The 17399-nt window shown below is 29.6% G+C and carries 17 protein-coding genes and 1 tRNA gene; 7 read left to right on the forward strand and 11 right to left on the reverse strand.

Annotation, left to right across the window (positions count from 1 at the left end):
* Positions 1 to 7: 7 nt before the first annotated feature.
* Positions 8 to 652, reverse strand: a complete 645-nt coding sequence (locus BLBBOR_RS02470; RefSeq protein WP_015370860.1) for a 50S ribosomal protein L25 — start codon at positions 650 to 652, stop codon at positions 8 to 10.
* A 5-nt stretch (positions 653 to 657) separates the two neighbouring features.
* Positions 658 to 1611 (reverse strand): ribose-phosphate pyrophosphokinase, encoded by a 954-nt coding sequence (locus tag BLBBOR_RS02475; RefSeq protein ID WP_015370861.1) that lies wholly within the window; start codon positions 1609 to 1611, stop codon positions 658 to 660.
* 25 nt (positions 1612 to 1636) lie between these two features.
* Between BLBBOR_RS02475 and BLBBOR_RS02480 the strand changes: the two genes are divergently transcribed.
* Positions 1637 to 2434 (forward strand): thymidylate synthase, encoded by a 798-nt coding sequence (locus BLBBOR_RS02480; protein WP_015370862.1) that lies wholly within the window; start codon positions 1637 to 1639, stop codon positions 2432 to 2434.
* Positions 2435 to 2455: 21 nt separating this feature from the next.
* Here the strand turns inward: BLBBOR_RS02480 and thrC are convergent, their stop codons facing one another.
* From thrC to thrA, 3 genes are read right to left on the reverse strand one after another with little or no spacing between them, the layout of a single operon-like run.
* A complete protein-coding gene (gene thrC, locus BLBBOR_RS02485) occupies positions 2456 to 3766 on the reverse strand; it encodes a threonine synthase (RefSeq protein WP_015370863.1) in 1311 nt (436 codons plus the stop codon).
* A gap of 34 nt (positions 3767 to 3800) precedes the next feature.
* Positions 3801 to 4754 (reverse strand): homoserine kinase, encoded by a 954-nt coding sequence (locus tag BLBBOR_RS02490; protein ID WP_015370864.1) that lies wholly within the window; start codon positions 4752 to 4754, stop codon positions 3801 to 3803.
* Positions 4755 to 4759: 5 nt separating this feature from the next.
* A complete protein-coding gene (thrA, locus tag BLBBOR_RS02495; RefSeq protein ID WP_015370865.1) occupies positions 4760 to 7207 on the reverse strand; it encodes a bifunctional aspartate kinase/homoserine dehydrogenase I in 2448 nt (815 codons plus the stop codon).
* 361 nt (positions 7208 to 7568) lie between these two features.
* Here thrA and BLBBOR_RS02500 point away from each other — a divergent pair, with 361 nt between their 5' ends.
* Entirely contained in the window at positions 7569 to 8210 is a 642-nt protein-coding gene (locus BLBBOR_RS02500) for an urease subunit gamma (RefSeq protein WP_015370866.1), read from the forward strand.
* The gene (ureC, locus tag BLBBOR_RS02505; protein ID WP_015370867.1) at positions 8207 to 9919 is read left to right on the forward strand and encodes an urease subunit alpha; all 1713 of its coding nucleotides are present in this window, start codon (positions 8207 to 8209) and stop codon (positions 9917 to 9919) included. The genes BLBBOR_RS02500 and ureC overlap by 4 nt, the downstream gene beginning before the upstream one ends.
* 20 nt (positions 9920 to 9939) lie before the next feature.
* Here ureC and BLBBOR_RS02510 read toward each other — a convergent pair.
* Positions 9940 to 10022 (reverse strand) — tRNA-Leu (locus tag BLBBOR_RS02510).
* Positions 10005 to 10412: a deaminase gene (locus BLBBOR_RS03225; protein ID WP_015370868.1), complete on the reverse strand. Its 408-nt coding sequence runs from the start codon at positions 10410 to 10412 to the stop codon at positions 10005 to 10007. The genes BLBBOR_RS02510 and BLBBOR_RS03225 overlap by 18 nt, the downstream gene beginning before the upstream one ends.
* A gap of 129 nt (positions 10413 to 10541) precedes the next feature.
* On the opposite strand from BLBBOR_RS03225, the gene BLBBOR_RS02520 reads away from it, so the two are divergent.
* Positions 10542 to 11321 (forward strand): RNA methyltransferase, encoded by a 780-nt coding sequence (locus BLBBOR_RS02520; protein ID WP_015370869.1) that lies wholly within the window; start codon positions 10542 to 10544, stop codon positions 11319 to 11321.
* Here the strand turns inward: BLBBOR_RS02520 and BLBBOR_RS02525 are convergent.
* Both BLBBOR_RS02525 and BLBBOR_RS02530 read right to left on the reverse strand, forming a co-directional pair.
* The gene (locus BLBBOR_RS02525) at positions 11318 to 11788 is read right to left on the reverse strand and encodes a ribonuclease HI (RefSeq protein ID WP_015370870.1); all 471 of its coding nucleotides are present in this window, start codon (positions 11786 to 11788) and stop codon (positions 11318 to 11320) included. The genes BLBBOR_RS02520 and BLBBOR_RS02525 overlap by 4 nt on opposite strands.
* 3 nt (positions 11789 to 11791) lie before the next feature.
* Positions 11792 to 12562 (reverse strand): 1-acyl-sn-glycerol-3-phosphate acyltransferase, encoded by a 771-nt coding sequence (locus BLBBOR_RS02530; protein WP_015370871.1) that lies wholly within the window; start codon positions 12560 to 12562, stop codon positions 11792 to 11794.
* Positions 12563 to 12825: 263 nt separating this feature from the next.
* Here BLBBOR_RS02530 and fbp point away from each other — a divergent pair, with 263 nt between their 5' ends.
* Both fbp and BLBBOR_RS03155 read left to right on the forward strand, forming a co-directional pair.
* On the forward strand, positions 12826 to 13827 hold the full coding sequence (gene fbp / locus BLBBOR_RS02535) for a class 1 fructose-bisphosphatase (RefSeq protein WP_015370872.1): 1002 nt from the start codon (positions 12826 to 12828) through the stop codon (positions 13825 to 13827).
* A gap of 11 nt (positions 13828 to 13838) precedes the next feature.
* Entirely contained in the window at positions 13839 to 14225 is a 387-nt protein-coding gene (locus tag BLBBOR_RS03155) for a ribonuclease P protein component (protein WP_015370873.1), read from the forward strand.
* On the opposite strand, the gene BLBBOR_RS02545 is transcribed toward BLBBOR_RS03155, so the two are convergent.
* Positions 14214 to 14786 (reverse strand): MarC family protein, encoded by a 573-nt coding sequence (locus tag BLBBOR_RS02545; RefSeq protein ID WP_015370874.1) that lies wholly within the window; start codon positions 14784 to 14786, stop codon positions 14214 to 14216. The genes BLBBOR_RS03155 and BLBBOR_RS02545 overlap by 12 nt on opposite strands.
* 221 nt (positions 14787 to 15007) lie before the next feature.
* Positions 15008 to 16372 carry an orotidine-5'-phosphate decarboxylase gene (pyrF, locus tag BLBBOR_RS02550; protein WP_015370875.1) on the reverse strand — a complete coding sequence of 455 codons (1365 nt, stop codon included), beginning with the start codon at positions 16370 to 16372 and terminating at the stop codon, positions 15008 to 15010.
* A 74-nt stretch (positions 16373 to 16446) separates the two neighbouring features.
* Here pyrF and BLBBOR_RS02555 point away from each other — a divergent pair, with 74 nt between their 5' ends.
* Positions 16447 to 17397: a dihydroorotate oxidase gene (locus BLBBOR_RS02555; protein ID WP_015370876.1), complete on the forward strand. Its 951-nt coding sequence runs from the start codon at positions 16447 to 16449 to the stop codon at positions 17395 to 17397.
* The last annotated feature ends 2 nt before the right edge of the window (positions 17398 to 17399 follow it).

A 17399-nucleotide genomic window follows, 5' to 3' on the forward strand; every position in this document is an offset into this window, starting at 1 on the left:
CGATCATTCACTTGATTATTTTATTTCTTAATTTTTTTATCTTCTTTAGATTTAAGGTCTTTTTTTCGTCTTGAGAGCTTTTCACAACCTCATCAGTAGAAATAATAATACGAGAAGTTTTTACTCTGGCTACCAGAGTATTTAAAGGATGTAAAATATTATATTCCTTTTTCAGTAGATCTTTTACCGTTATTCTATCTCCAATGTCTAAAGATTGAACATCCAATTTGATATATTTTGGAAAAGAAGAAGGAAAAGCTTTTACTTTTAATTTTCTAATCGGAGAATAATATTCTCCCCCTTTGGAAACTCCAATAGGTCTTCCAAAAGTTTTTATAGGAATTTCCAATATCATCGGTTTATAATCTTCTATTTTGCAAAAATCAGCATGCAAAATTTTTTCACTAATAGGATCAAATTGAATCTCTTTTTTAACTGCTTTGATATTTTTATCTTCTCCTTCTATTTGAATAGAAACCCCATAAAATTCTTGTGTATATACCAACTTTTTAAAAGTTTCTAAGGAAGTAGAAAATGGAATATTGATATCCTTTCCATATAAAATGCAAGGGACTTCTCCGGAAAGTCGAATGGTTTCAATAAACTTTTTCCCTATATTTCTTTTTTTTCCGGATATATTTACATATTGCATAAAAATTAAATTATAAATTTATTACTAATGGATTCATCATTATGGATCGATTGCATCACTTCTGCAAAAAGAGGAGCGCAAGATAATACTTTTATTTTTTCATTATTTTTTTTGAGAGGAATGGTATCCGTAACAACTAATTCTTCAAGAGAGGATTTTATGATTCTTTCATATGAATTTCCTGACAAAACGGGATGAGTAGCTATAGCACGTACACTTTTAGCTCCTTGTTTTTTAATTAGACTAGCTGCTTCTGTTAAAGTTCCTGCTGTATCTACCATATCATCTAGGAGAATGATATTTTTTTCTTTGACATTTCCAATAAGATTCATAAATTCTATTTCATTTGCCTTCTTTCTTTCTTTATAGCAGATCACCACATCTGTTCCTAAATATCCTGCATAGCTTCTAGCTCTTTTTGCTCCTCCCATATCTGGAGAAGCTATGGTTAGTTGATCCAGTTTCAATTTTTTTATATAATCAATAAATATTCTAGATGCATATAAATGATCTACAGGAATATCAAAAAAACCCTGAATCTGATCTGCATGTAAATCCATGGTCATTACTCTATTAGCTCCTGATGCTACCATTAAATTAGCTATAAGTTTTGCGGCAATAGGAGTCCTTGGTTTATCCTTATGATCTTGTCTCCCCCATCCAAAGTATGGAATAACAAGTGTAATGTTATGAGCGGATGCCCTTCGTGCTGCATCACACATTAAAAGTAATTCCATCAAATTATCCACTGGAGGAAAAGTTGATCCAATCAAAAATACTCGTGATCCACGAACAGACTGTTCAAAAAAAGGGGAATATTCTCCATCACTAAATTCCAAAAAACGGACTTTTCCTAAAAAATTTCCATAATGATAAGCTATATTCTCTGATAATTTTAATCCACTTCTTGTAGAAAAAAGAGTACCTTTTGATTCATATATTATGTTTTTTTTATGCAAAAATACTCAAGAAATAACTTTAGTTATGGAACAATATTTGGATCTCTTAAAAAATGTTTTAAAAAATGGAATAAAAAAAATGGATCGTACTGGGATAGGAACAAAAAGTTTATTTGGATATCAAATGAGATTTGATTTAAAAAAAGGATTTCCTCTTTTAACTACCAAGAAATTAAGCATCCGTTCTATTATTTATGAGTTATTATGGTTTTTGAAAGGATATACAAATATCCAGTATCTAAAAGAAAATAAAGTATCTATATGGAATGAATGGGCTAATGAAAACGGAGATCTAGGTCCAATATATGGATTACAATGGCGTAAATGGCCTGCTTATGATGGTCATTTTATTGATCAAATCACTAATCTTATAAAAGAAATAAAATCAAATCCTCATTCACGACGTTTGATTGTTTCTTCTTGGAATGTAGGAATGATTCAAGAAATGAGATTACCTCCCTGCCATTTACTTTTTCAATTTTATGTTTCCGAAAAAAAACAATTGTCTTTACAATTATATCAAAGAAGTGCAGATATTTTTCTTGGATTACCTTTTAATATTGCTTCTTATGCTTTATTACTTACTATGGTAGCTAAAACACTCAATTTTATAGCCAAAGAACTCATTCATACTATAGGGGATGCTCATATATATAATAACCATACAGAACAAGTGAAACTTCAAATACAACGTTCCCCTAAACCCTTACCAAAAATTCTTTTAAATCCCTCTGTAAAAAATGTATTTGATTTTTCTTTCGAAGATTTTAAATTAATCAATTACAATCCTCATCCCCATATAAAAGGAGACATAGCTGTTTAATTTATAACTTTATAATTAGTCCTATCTATTAATTAACCAATTTTGAAACATATCGTAATTGTTGGACATCGATATTTTTTTTTCACTTTTTTCTGAATTCAAAAGAACTTCTAATTTTTTAGGAATAAGAATTTCTTCTCGCAAAGAATATGGCATATGATCTAAAAATTTAATAGGATGAGCTGTTTCTAAAAAAACAGCTGTAGCTAAAGGATCTTTAATCTCTTGTAGGTATTGTATAAGTCCTAAATAACCAATAGCTCCATGGGGATCTAGCATATATTTATGTTCTTTCCATACCATTTCTATAATGGCTAAAGTTTCTTCATCTGTAAATTGATAAGAGGACAATTTTTTTCGTAATTGCACTATGCTTTCTTTATATAAATGCCATATCCGAGAAAAATTACTCGGATGGGATATGTCCATGGCATTTGATATCGTTTTTTTTACTGGAAGAGGATGATATTTTTCCGTTTTTAAAAATCTAGGAATGGTGTCATTAATATTTGTGGATGCTATAAAATACTTAATAGGCAATCCCATTTTTTCAGCCATCATTCCCGCACAAATATTCCCAAAATTTCCACTTGGAACTGAAAAAATCAATTTTCTATTTTCTTCTATTATTTTTCTATAAGCTAAAAAATAATAAAACATTTGAGGAAGCCATCTTGCTATGTTAATAGAATTAGCAGAAGTTAGTAGATATTTATCTCGTATTTTATTGTCTAAGAAAGCTTTTTTAACCATGGATTGGCAATCATCAAAATTTCCCTTTATTTCTATAGCTAGAATATTCCCCCCTAAACAAGTCATTTGCTTTTCCTGCAATAAGCTTACCCCTTTATAGGGATATAATATGATAACCTCTATTCCAGAAACATTATGAAATCCTTTGGCAACCGCCCCTCCAGTATCTCCAGAAGTGGCTACTAAAACAGTAACTAATTTCCCTATTTTTTTGTAAAAATGACTTAAACATCCGGCCATAAATTTAGCCCCTACGTCTTTAAAGGCTAAAGTCGGCCCATGAAAAAGCTCTAACGCGTATATATTGTCGTGAATTCTTTGTAATGGAAAAGGGAAATTCAAAGTTTTCTGAATAATACGTAAGATAGATTCTTCAGAAATAGATTTTCCTATATATGGTTGAATAACCTCCATAGCAATAGTGTATATATCATATTTTTGGAGATTTTCCAGGAACTTACGTTTTAGAATAGGAATATATTCCGGAAAATATAGCCCTCCATCTATTGCTAAACCTCTTAAAACTGCCTTATCAAAAGAAACTAGTTTTTTATGATCTTCTAAACTGTAATATAACATAAAAGAAAAATTTTTTTTTGAACGGATTGGATTCTTAAAGGATTTCAGAAACCTTTACTCCTTGTTGATTAATAGGAGAAGTATAAGTTTTATAATCTACTTTTAATGGAGAATAAACACGATTCATCACTTCAGTAACTTTTTTTGCGATATCATTTCCTTTACTTAACATAAATACAGAAGGACCTGATCCAGATATCCCTCCACCTAAAGCTCCTATTTCTTTACATCTTATTTTTAATTCGTAAAATGCAGGAATCAGCATAGCACGTATGGGTTCAACAATAAAATCTTCTAGAGATCTACTAATGAGTTCATAATTTTCTTGATATAATCCTGCTACTAATGCACCTATATTTCCCCATTGTCGGATAGCATCTGTCATTAAGATTTTTTGTTTTAGTATTTCTCTAGCGTCAGAAGTTTTTATTTCAATTTGTGGATGAATTATGCTTACCCATAATTCATTTGGAGAATGCAATTTCGTAATGTCTAAAGGTTGATAACTTCTTACTAAGGTGACTCCTCCCATAATAGCAGGAGCTACATTATCCGCATGAGCAGTTCCACTGGCTATACGTTCTCCTTCCATAGCAAAACGTATCAGTTGCATCCTATTAAACGGGTTTCCTAGTAATATATTAGCTCCATATACAACCCCAGCAGCACTAGCAGCACTAGAGCCTATCCCACTTCCTGGATGTATATTTTTAATTAATTCTATTTCAAAACCTATTTTTTTCTCTTTATAAAATCTTTGTTTTTTCTGATATTTTTTTAACAAAGCTTGTAAAGCCACAAAAGCTACATTTTTTTTTGGATCATTAGGTAATGTGGTTCCATCTATTCGATTAATACGTATTCCAGGATTATTTGACTTGTATAAAAGAATTTCATCTACTGGAATATCTAAAGATAATCCAATAACATCAAAACCGCAAGCTAAATTAGCTACAGTAGCTGGTGACAATATTTTAATCCTATTCATGATTTTTATTTAGTAGCTTTAATAATATCCGAAAATACTCCAGAAGCAGTTACTTCTGCTCCAGCTCCTGCGCCCCTTATAATCAAAGGTTGTTCAGCATAACGAGATGTATTATATAAAACCATATTATCTTTTCCTTCTAGCTGATAAAAAGGATGGCTTTGTTTGACAGATTCTAAACCTACAGAAGCTCGACCATTTTCATAACGAGCAATAAAACGTAGACGTTTTTTTTCTTTTTCTGCTTCTTTTCTAATTTTAAAAAAGTAATCTCTATATTGATGTAATTCTTGATAAAAATTTTCAATAGAAATAACTTTCGAACAACTTTCAGGGAGAAAAGATTTTTGATGGATATCACTAAGTTCCAATGGCGCTCCACATTCTCTTGCTAAAATAAGTATTTTTCGCATGACATCTAATCCACTAAGATCAATGCGAGGATCTGGTTCCGTATATCCTTTTAATTGAGCTTCTTTTACAACTTCTAAAAAGGATTTTTCTCCTACGAAATGATTAAAAATGAAATTTAAACTTCCAGATAATACAGATTCTATTTTTTTGATTTTATCTCCACTATTTATAAGATCGTTCAGAGTACTAATCACTGGAAGACTAGCTCCTACATTGGTTTCGAATAAAAAGGGAGCTTTAAAATGCCTAGAAAGAGTTTTTAATCTTTTATAATGATCATAATCAGAAGAACAAGCTATTTTGTTACAAGTGATTACTCCAATTCCATTCTGCAAAAATTTTTCATAAGTCATAGCCATTTCTTCACTAGCAGTATTATCTACAAATAAACTATTTCTTAGATTAAATTTCCAGACTTCTTCCATGAAAGAATAGATATTCATCTTCTGACCTTTTTTATTCAGATGATTTTTCCATTGAAATAAATTTATCCCATTATCATCAAAATACATTTTTTTGCTATTAGATAATCCAATTACTCTTACTTGTAGCTTTAACTCTTCAAGCAAGTAATTTTGTTGTTGATCAATTTGTTCAAGTAATTTACTTCCAACTTTACCTACTCCACAAATGAATAGATTAATTTGTTTTGGAGGGCTTTCGAAAAAAGCTTCATGCAAGGTATTCAAAGCTTTTTTAAAATCAGTTTTTCGAATAACAGCAGATATATTTTTTTCAGTAGATCCTTGTGCAATTGCTCTAACATTAATACTGTTTCTCCCTAAGGAAGAAAACATTTTCCCACTAGTTCCATGAAGATTTTTCATATTGTCTCCCACTACGGCAATGATACAAAGATCTTTTTCTATCGTTAATGGATCAATACGTCTTTGATGGATCTCTTGAGCAAATTCGCTATCTATTGCAGCCTTTGCTTTGATGACATCCATTTCATGGATCCCGGTAGTTATAGAATGTTCTGAAGAACTTTGGGTAATAAAAATAACATTTATTTTTTCACGTGACAAAGCTTCAAATAAGCGTTTTGAATAACCTGGAATACCTACCATCCCACTTCCTTCAAGAGTCAGCAAAGCCAAATTCTGAATTCCAGAAATTCCGGTAACTGGTTGACTAATATTAGTACATTTGCTAATGTAAATCAAAGTTCCTGGATCTACAGGAGAAAAAGTATTTTTAATTTGTATAGGAATATGTTTTTTCATAGCTGGTTGTATCGTAGGAGGATAAATAACTTTTGCTCCAAAATGCGATAATTCCATAGCCTCTTCATAAGAAATCTCTTTAATAGGAAAGGCTTGATTCACAATTTTTGGATTTGCCGTCATCATTCCACTCACATCCGTCCATATTTCAAGCAAACTTGCAGATATGGCCGCTGCTAAAATAGCTGCCGTATAATCAGAACCTCCTCTCCCAAGAGTGGTGGTTTCATTTTCTAAAGTAGATCCTATAAAACCTGGTAAAACAATATATTCGGATGTTTTCTCCCTAAAAAACTGAATAATATGGTGATTGCTTGTGATAAAATCTACTTGTGCACATCCGAATTGAGAATCTGTGATAATCAACTCTCTACTGTCTTTGCAAACAGCATCTAAACCAGATTGTTTTAGTTTTTCCGCAATGAGAAAAGAAGAACTTAGTTCTCCAAAACTCATGATTTTATCTAAAGAACGTTTTGAGAGTTCTTCTACCTGAAAAACCCCGTCACATAAACTTTCTAAATCATTGATATTCTTTTTTATCCAACTAATTAAATGACTTTGATAAGTAATTGGAAATAACTCTCTAATAATATTAAGATGACGAATTTCTATTTCTTCTAAAATATTTTTATAAATATTTTTTCTTTCAGAAGCTAATTTTCCACATTGAATTAACTGATCGGTAATATTTCCTAATGCAGATACCACAATAGCATATCTTCCTTTTGGTTTCTTTTCTAATAAAGAACAAATACGTTTTATGGAATCAGAATGAGCCACGGAACTTCCCCCAAATTTTAAAACTTGCATTTTTTAATGAATTATTTATTAAAACAATTTTCCCCTGTTATTATGAAGACAAAAATAATGATAATTTGCTGAGGAGTGTCTTTTTCAGGTTTAAAAAATTTCTACAGAAGATTATTTTTTCTATCGTTTCTTCATAAAAAGTTTTCTTGAATAATTTTCTGTGAATTTGAAAAGTTTTTATTTATTTGGGAAATAAAGCTTTCAGGTTTCTTTTCAAAGATACGAATCCTTTTGTGTTTTTTTTATCAAAAGGTTACACGAAAAAAACATCAATGTGATGAACAATGTTTAATTTTTTTTTCGATAATAATATATTTAAATTTGGAACTGTTATTGCAACGATAATTGAAAAATAACTCTTATGCATTTAACTTTTTATGAAAAGGAAAAAATTCTTCTTCACATGGCTGGAGAACTGGCAAAAAAGCGTTTAGAAAGAGGATTGAAATTAAATTATCCTGAGTCTGTGGCTTTAATTACTCATTATGTTATGGAAGGCGCACGTGATGGAAAAACAGTGAAAGAACTTATGTTTGAAGCAGGAAGCCTCCTACATTATGATCAAGTGATGGATGGAGTATATGAAATGCTTAATAATGTTCAAGTAGAAGCAACTTTTCCTGATGGAACAAAACTGGTAACCATCCACCATCCTATTAAAAAAAGCATTAAGAAAAATTCCTCCAATAACAATATGATGATCCCAGGACAATATGATCTTCTCAAAGAAGAGATTTCTTTATTACCTGGTAGACCTCGTATAGAAAGAGTAGTATCGAATGTTGGAAATCGGCCCATACAAATAGGGTCTCATTTTCATTTTTATGAAACAAATGCCGCTCTTCATTTTGATAGAAATGGAACTAAAGGATATAGACTAGATATTCCTTCTGGAAGGTCTATTCGTTTTGAGCCAGGTGAAACAAAAGAAGTTTTTTTGGTAAAAATAGGTGGGAGTCAAAAAATTTATGGTTTTTCCGGAAAAGAGAATACAAAAATATGAATATAAAAAAGTTAGATAGAGAATCTTATGCAAGTATGTATGGTCCGACTAAAGGGGATAAAGTCCGTTTGGGAGATACCTCTTTATGGATTGAAATTGAGAAAGATTACACTATTTATGGAGATGAGTGTGTTTTCGGAGGAGGTAAAGTTATTCGAGATGGAATGGGGCAACATCCATTTGCTACTAGAAACGAAGGAGTTCTGGATTTAGTTTTAACCAATGCTATTATCATTGATCATTGGGGAGTTATAAAAGCAGATCTTGGAATCAAGAATGGAATCATTGTTGGGATAGGAAAAGCTGGGAATCCATATTTTATGGATGGGGTGACTTCAAATATGTATATTGGCGCGGGAACTGAAGTTATTTCTTCAGAAAACCTGATTGTTACGGCTGGTAGTGTAGATAGTCATGTTCATTATATTTGTCCTCAATTATTTGAAGTCGCATTAGAAAATGGGACGACAACCATTATTGGTGGAGGATCAGGTCCTACTACAGGAACTATAGCTACTAATTGTACTTCTGGAGTTTGGAATATTCAAAGAATGTTAAAAAGTACAGATCACGTTCCGATAAATTTTATCTTTCTTGCGAGTGGAAATAGTTCTCATCCTGAAGCTTTAATCGAACAGATAAATGCTGGTGCCGGTGGATTAAAAATTCATGAGGATTGGGGAAGTACTCCATATGTGATAGATCAATGTTTAAATGTCTCGGAAAAAATGGATGTACAAGTAAATATTCATACAGATTCCTTAAATGAATCTGGTTATATAGAAGATACTTTAAAAACATTTAAAAATAGAACTATTCATACCTATCATACAGAAGGAGCAGGAGGGGGCCATTCTCCTGATTTATTAAAAGTGATATCTCATACAAATATTTTACCGTCATCTACAAGTCCTACTATGCCTTATACTAACAATACTCTTGATGAACATCTAGATATGTTAATGATATGTCATCATTTAGATTCCAATCTTCCGGAAGACATCGCTTTTGCTAAATCACGTATTAGATCTGAAACAATTAGTGCAGAAGGAGTATTACATGACATAGGAGCTATCAGTATGACTAGTTCAGATTCTCAAGCTATGGGAAGAATTGGAGAAGTCGTAAAACGTACTTGGCAAACGGCAGATAAAATGAAAAAAGAACGAGGACCTCTAAAGAATGATTCTCATAAAAATGATAATTTTAGAGTCAAGAGATATATTTCTAAATATACCATAAATCCTGCTATCACTCATGGAATTTCAGAATATGTTGGATCCATTTCTACTGGAAAAATGGCAGATTTGGTCTTATGGAAGCCATCTTTTTTTGGAGTGAAACCTGAATTAGTTATAAAAAGTGGCATGGTCGCGTACGCTAGTATGGGAGATCCTAATGCCACTATTCCTACCCCACAACCATTTATGTATCGTAAAATGTTTGGTTATTTTGAACCAAAATTGAGCAGTATTTTTGTTTCATCACATGCTATCAACGATGGTTTTTTAGAAAAAAATGAAATAAAAAAGAAAATTAAGATAGTCAAAGGATGTCGTTCTTTATCCAAAAAAGACATGATATTAAATGGAGAAACTCCAAATTTGGAGGTAGATCCAAAAAACTATAGCGTTTATATAGAAGGGAAAAAAATAACATCCAACCCATCGGATTTTTTACCGCTTTCTCAACGATATTTCTTATTCTAAAGAATATGTGATAAAAGTAGTACCCAGAGCGGGATTCGAACCCGCATGATGTAAAATCATTGGATTTTGAGTCCAACGCGTCTACCTATTCCGCCATCTGGGTTTCGTGATCATTTAAAAAAATAAAAATAGGATCTACTATGATTTTAGATTTTCTAAAAAAATTTAATCCATCATTTTTTATGGAATATTTATGATCATATAAATATACTACTCTTTTAATTTTAGATTGATAAATCAATTTGCTACATTCTTTGCATGGAAAATGTGTAATGTATAAAAAAGCGCCTTTACAAGAATACGAAGAAGTAGACATTTTTAAAATAGCATTCGCTTCTGCATGTAAAACATACCATTTTGTTTCTCCATTTTTATCTTCACATATATTATCAAATCCACTTGGAGTCCCGTTGTATCCATCAGATATGATCCGATTATTTTTGACTATAATAGCTCCTACTTTTTTTTTTACTAATAAGATAATTTTGACCATTCTATAGCTAGACTCATGTAAGTTCTATCATATTTTTTAGAAATTTCATAATTCATTCTAAGATAATTTTGACCATTCTATAGCTAGACTCATGTAAGTTCTATCATATTTTTTAGAAATTTCATAATCATGGAAAACATATATGGGACACGTTGTCATAAAATTAAGAATTTAATAAAAATTTATAAAAAAAGTTCCAGGAAAATATTTTTTGTAGAAGGAATTAAAGAATTTGAAATGGCAATAAAAGGGAATTTTTTTCCCATAGAAATTTTCATATGCAAAAAAATATTTCACAAATATAATCTTATCAAATCGTTTAATCACATTGTTTTTTTTATTAGCATAAAAACCTTCAAAAAATTAGCCTATAGAGAAAATTCCGGGGGGATCATTGCCTTATTTAAAAGAAAAAATCTTGAAAGACTAGAAAATATAAAAATCTATAAAAATCCTTTTATTCTTATATTGGATGGGATAGAAAAACCTGGAAATTTAGGATCTATGCTAAGAATAGCTGATGCGGTCGGGGTTCATTTCATTATATTATGTAATATAAAAACCTATATTTACAATCCTAATATAATTAGATGTAGTCTAGGAAGTGTTTTTACAAACAAAATTCTCATTGAGGAAAAAAAAACCATTATTTCCTGGTTGCAAAAGAAAAAAATGGAAATTGTAGTAACAGGATTTCATGAAAAGTCTATACAATTATATAGAACTAAATTTTCTTCACGTTTAGCTATCGTTTTAGGTTCAGAAAGCAAGGGGGTATCGCCTATTTGGTTAAATATCGCTCACAAAATAGTAACCATTCCTATGTTTGGAGATATGGATTCTCTAAATGTAAGTAATGCTATGTCTATAATCATATATGAAGTCCTTAGACAAAGAAATTATAATTAATGAATATTTTTTTTCTTTTCATAGACATGATCTATTTTTAAATTCTTTCTTTTGGAAGCTTCTACCGATAGTCGATCACAATAATCATTAATATAATGAAAATCATGTCCTTTTATCCATTGAAAAACAATAAAATGTTGATTAAATATATCTAAAAATCGGATCCATAGATCTACGTTTTTTTTTATAAAAATTCTTTTTTTCCATTGATCTATCCAATTTTTTTGAATAGTATTTACCACATATTTAGAATCGGTAAACACCACAATATTCTGTTTTTTTTGTAATTTTTCTAATCCAACTATGACGGCTAATAGTTCCATTCGATTATTAGTGGTATAACGAAAACCTTCGGAAAGGACTTTTCTATAAGTAGTTCCTACTACTTCTATAAAAATAGCATATCCCCCAGGTCCAGGATTTCCTTTGGAAGAACCATCTGTGTAAATATGAATTTTTTTGTTCACGAGTTAATTATCATTTTTTATTTTTTCACGTTCAAATTTTTCTAATTGATATTTAATTAAATTAAAACATTTTTCTTTTAGGAAATTTTTGTCTTTTAAGGATAAGTTTTTTGTTGAAATGGAGTGATGTTGTTTTATTCGTATTTTTCCAGGTCCTCCCTTTATAATAGGAAAACTTGGAAACTTTGTTTTTATATCAGCTATGGTAAATGGAACAATAGGTATTTTTTTTATTATAGCGATAGAAAAGGCCCCACTTTTAAAATGATCTAAAAAAATAGAAGGATTAGGAACTCCTCCTTCTGGGAAAAGACAGACACTTTTTCCAGAATCTACTTTTTCCTGTATTTGTTTAAATACTTGCATGCAACTAGATAAATTTTTCCTGTCTATTAATATGTTGCTTCTTCTATAAACAAAACCAAAAAAAGGAAGTTTAGCTAGCTCAGCTTTTCCTACAAAAACTAAGGGATGGTTTCTCATTAAAGAGTAAATCAACATTATGTCCATAATAGAACTATGATTACTGATTATCACATATTGTTTATTCTTATCTAATGTTTCTTCTTTCTCTTTTTCTAAGACATACCAAAAACCCATGAGAAAAAGATTGCTTCTCGCCCACATTTGGTGAAACCAATATGCAATATGATAATATTTATCTTTAAAAAGAAATGGAATAGAAGCTCCTGCCCATAATGGCACTAAAAAGATATTGATTAGAAAAAACCAGGCACGCCATAATAATATAAATGAAATTTGAAGAATTTTCATGAACTAATAAAATTACTCAAAAACGAATGAAAGTTATTTATAATGTATTTATTCCTTCTTTTTTTTTGTGGTTAAAAATAAAAAATTTATAACTTTTTTTTTAAAGATTAAAATTTGAATTTTTACAATTTATATTCCATTATTTTTTCAAATGATATTAACTATAAATTTGTATACAAAATAGAATATTTTTTTTCTTTAAAAATCTTCGTTGTTTTTGGAAAAGAAAAAAATCTGATATTTATATATTTTCCAAATACGTCATGTATACCTTAGGAGAATTTATCATAGAAAATAGGGATCGTTTTTTATATTCCACAGAAGATTTATTACGGTTATTTAGTTCTATTAAATTAGCAGCTAAAGCTATTAATAAGGAGGTGAATAAAGCCGGTTTAACAGAAAAAATTGGAAGTTCCGGAATAACTAATATACAAGGAGAAAATCAACAGAAACTAGATGAGTTTGCACACAGAATTTTTATTGAATCATTTAAAAGCAGAAATGTAGTTTGTGGAATTGCTTCGGAAGAAAGCAAAGATTTTATAGTGATAAAGGGAGAAAAAGAAAATCCTTTTCAAAAGAAATACATTGTTTTAATAGATCCACTAGATGGTTCTTCCAATATAGATGTCAATGTGTCTATTGGGACTATATTTTCAGTATATATCAAGAAGACTCCTATTCAAATGGATTTAAGAATAGAAGATTTTTTGCAAAAAGGAAATAAACAAATTCTTGCAGGATATATTATTTATGGATCCTCCACTATATTGGTCTATACTACAGGAAATGGAGTACATGGATTTACTTTGGATCCTTCTGTAGGAACTTTTTATTTATCTCATCCTAAACTTCATTTTCCAGAAGTAGAAAAAATTTATTCTATCAACGATGGGAATTATGTTAGATTCCCTAATGGTATCAAAAAATTTATAAGATACTGTCAAGAAGAAAAAGATAATCGCCCTTATACGGCACGATATATTGGATCTTTAGTGGGAGATTTTCATAGAAATCTGATACAAGGAGGTATATATATTTACCCCAAAACAGCGCTTTCTCCAAATGGAAAATTGAGGTTACTTTATGAATGTAATCCGATGGCCTTTTTAACAGAACAAGCTGGTGGAAAAGCTTCTGATGGAAAAAAAAGAATTCTAGATATAGAACCTTTCAAATTACATCAAAGGACTCCATTCATTTGTGGATCTATAGGGATGGTTTCTAAGTTGGAGGAATTTATGAATAATGAGAAAAAATAATAAGATAAGGTATGGGCTTTCAAGTAAAAAGAAAAAAAAATATTATTTATAATACAATCAAATACGGAAAATTATTACCTGTATTCCCTATTTATAGTTTTTTCTTATTGTATCCAAATAAGGAAAAGAAAACGAGATGGACAGAGCTAATTGGAACTTTGGTAAAAAAAAATTTCAAAAAAGCCGTACATAGAAATAGAATAAAACGTTTATTGCGGGCCTCTTTTTTATTAAATAAATTTATTTTAGAAGAAAAAATAGAGAGAACTAGTTGTAGTTATCATATTGTATTTATTTATATAGGAAAATTTTTACCAAAATTTCAGGATATTAATCCCTCTATTAAAAAAATATTTAATATAATAAGAGATATTGAAACCTCATCTTTATTGAAATAATTGACCTGCGTTAGCTCCAAAAATTTTTACTGCAAAAGCCAATAAAACGATCCCGAATATCTTTTTTAGTATATCTAAACCATTAGATCCTATTTTTTCAGCTATAAAATCACATCTATCTATAACGAAATAAACTACTATCATATTGAGTATTAAAGAAATAAGAATAATATTTACATCATAAGTAGTTCTTAGAGAAATTAGAGTAGTCAAGGATCCAGGTCCAGCTATAAGTGGAAAAGCAATTGGAACGATAGAAGTTTGGGCATTTTCTGTTACTTTATGAAGATCTATGCCTAAAATCATTTCTAATCCAATTAAAAACAAAACGATAGATCCTGCAACGGAAAAAGAGTGGACATCTACACCAATAATTTTTAGCATAGGTTGTCCTAAAAACAAAAAAGATAAAAAGATAATAAGAGAAGTCACTATCACTTTTTTTGTCTCTATAATATTTCCTTTAGATTTAAAACCCATAATTATGGGAGCATTTCCTAGTATATCTATAATGCTAAAAAGGATCATGAAACAACTGATTAATGAATTTATCCATTCCATATTCAAAATTTATTCAAAAATTTTTAAGTTTCGAACTAAAGTTTTTTTGAGGATAAAAAATGATAAAATATCATTAATAATATCTACGATTTTATTCTATTATCCTCCTCTTAATCTATCACAAATTAAACAAAAATATAATCAGTCCCATTAATTTTTTTGAAAAAAAACTTAATCTATTCATGTTTTTATTTTAAGTTTTGTTGTATTAAGTATAATTTCTAAAGTCCATTTTCATAAGCTTTCCATCCTATCTCTCTATATTTTTCTGCCAAAAATTTTGGATTTTTAGATTGATAAATAGCTTTTCCAACTATGATAAAATCACTTTTGTTTTTTTGAAAAGCTAGATTAGGATGAATGTACGTATTTCCCATAGAATTTTCTTTTGATTGAGAAAAATGTATTCCAGGAGTAAATAATAATAATCTATTGTCTACTCTTCTTTGTGCTACGGTTCCAATTACTTTTGGATTTTTCAAAGAGATGTTTAAAGCTTTTCTTATATAATTATCATCAGATAATCTTCCAGAAGAAGACATTTCAGACACAGTAATTAATCCCATATTTGAAGGAATATTCAAGTTTTGTATACTGATACTTCCTGCAAGTAGATGTACCGTTAAAATATCTGCCCAAGAAGAAATTTTGTGTATCCCATGATGTAATTGTAGATAATTTATAGGTCCCACATCACATAATTTTCTATCTTCAAATAATAAAAATTTCTTTTCTACAGAAATTTTTTTAAGAGATGCAATGAATGAAGATGAAAAATCACTAATAATATCTGCATGAAGTTTCAATCCACAAATGGAATCTCCTGTCAAATTCACTAGTTCTAAAATTTTTTCAGAGTATATTAAGTCGGCAGAAACAATCAAATTTGTTTTTTTTTTCAACGTTATATCAAGAAGTTTTTTTCCAATGGGATGAGAAATTTTTTCTTTTTTTTCTTCATAGGAAAGACGTTTTTCCTGAAATTTTTTTATTCTTTTTTTGAAAAAAAGTTGAATTATATGTATTTCTTTTTTCTTTAAAAGATCTTTTTTTTCTAACATCTTTAAAACTTCTCCTATACGAAATAAAGTCCGTATATTAAATCCTCTTTTTTTTATATTATCTATTCCTCCTTGTTCACGATCAAGAATAGATAGAATATTTTTAATAATCAATCCCTCTTTTTCAAGATCTATCACGGTTTGTAATAAACTATCTCCACTTGTTATTACATCTTCTACAAGAAGACAATTTTGTCCTTTTTTGTAAATCCCTTCTATCATTCGTTTGGTTCCATAACCTTTATTTTCTTTTCTCTTAATAATCAAAGGAATATTTGACCTTAAGGATAAAGTAGTAGCTATCGGTAAAGCAGCATAGGGGACTCCACAAATAAGTTCAAACGTATGATATGGAACTTCACTAAGAAGCAAATCAGAAAGTTTTATTAATAAATCTGGTCTAGAAGCTATTGGACGAAAGTCTATATATATAGGAGAAGTCATTCCACTTTTCAAGGTAAAATGACCAAATTTTATAATGCCTAAATTATAAATTTTTAAAAAAAACTGTTCTTTTTCTTCCATAAAAAACCTTTTTTGGTTAAAGTTAAAAATTTTCTCCTTGGTGGGTTTTGTATTATATTACTTACACAATTTTTATGATCATGAAAAAAAAGAAAATAGATATATCTTCTGATATAAATGGGATTAAACTTTCTTCTTGTATTATGAATGCTTCAGGAGTACTCTGTACTACAGAAAAAGAACTTAAAAAGTTGATTATTAGTTCTTCCGGAGCTATTGTGACAAAAAGTTGTACCTTAAAACCAAGAAAAGGAAATTTAGAACCTAGATATTTTGGATGGAATATTGGAAGCATTAATTCTATGGGCCTCCCCAATCTTGGAATAGATTTTTATTTAGATTTTTTAGAAAAAATAAATCCTAAAAAACCTTTTTTTTTATCTATATCAGGACTTTCTATAGAGGAAAATTATCTTCTTCTTCATAAAGCCAATCTTTCTTCCCGTATCAGTGCAGTAGAATTAAATTTGTCTTGTCCAAATATTCTTGGAAAAGATCAAGTATTAGGTTATGATTTTAATAATATTCCGAATTTCCTCGAAAATATATTTAAATTTTATAAAAAACCTTTAGGAGTTAAGTTACCTCCTTATTTTGAAAATAGGCATATTAAAAAAATGGCTTTTATATTAAATAAATATCCTATTTTCTTTGTTACCTGTATTAATAGTTTGCCTAATGGTCTTTTCATTGATCTCAATAAAGAAACTGTGGTGATTCAACCAAAAATGGGTTTTGGAGGGATAGGAGGAAAAACTATAAAACCATTTGCATTAGCAAATATTCGTCAATTTTATACTTATCTACGCAAAGAGATTCCTATAATAGGTTGTGGTGGAATTTGTTCCGGAAAAGATATTTTTGAACACATATTGTGTGGGGCCTCAGCGGTTCAAATCGGAACACAATTTATAAAAGAAGGGGTTTCTGTTTTTGATAGATTGAGAAAAGAGTTAGTTGATCTTCTGCAAAAAAAAAAATTTCCATCTATAAATAAATTTATAGGAAAATTAAACGTTTTTTAATC

The organism is Blattabacterium sp. (Blatta orientalis) str. Tarazona (assembly GCF_000334405.1).
In the GTDB taxonomy this organism is placed as follows: Bacteria; Bacteroidota; Bacteroidia; order Flavobacteriales; family Blattabacteriaceae; genus Blattabacterium.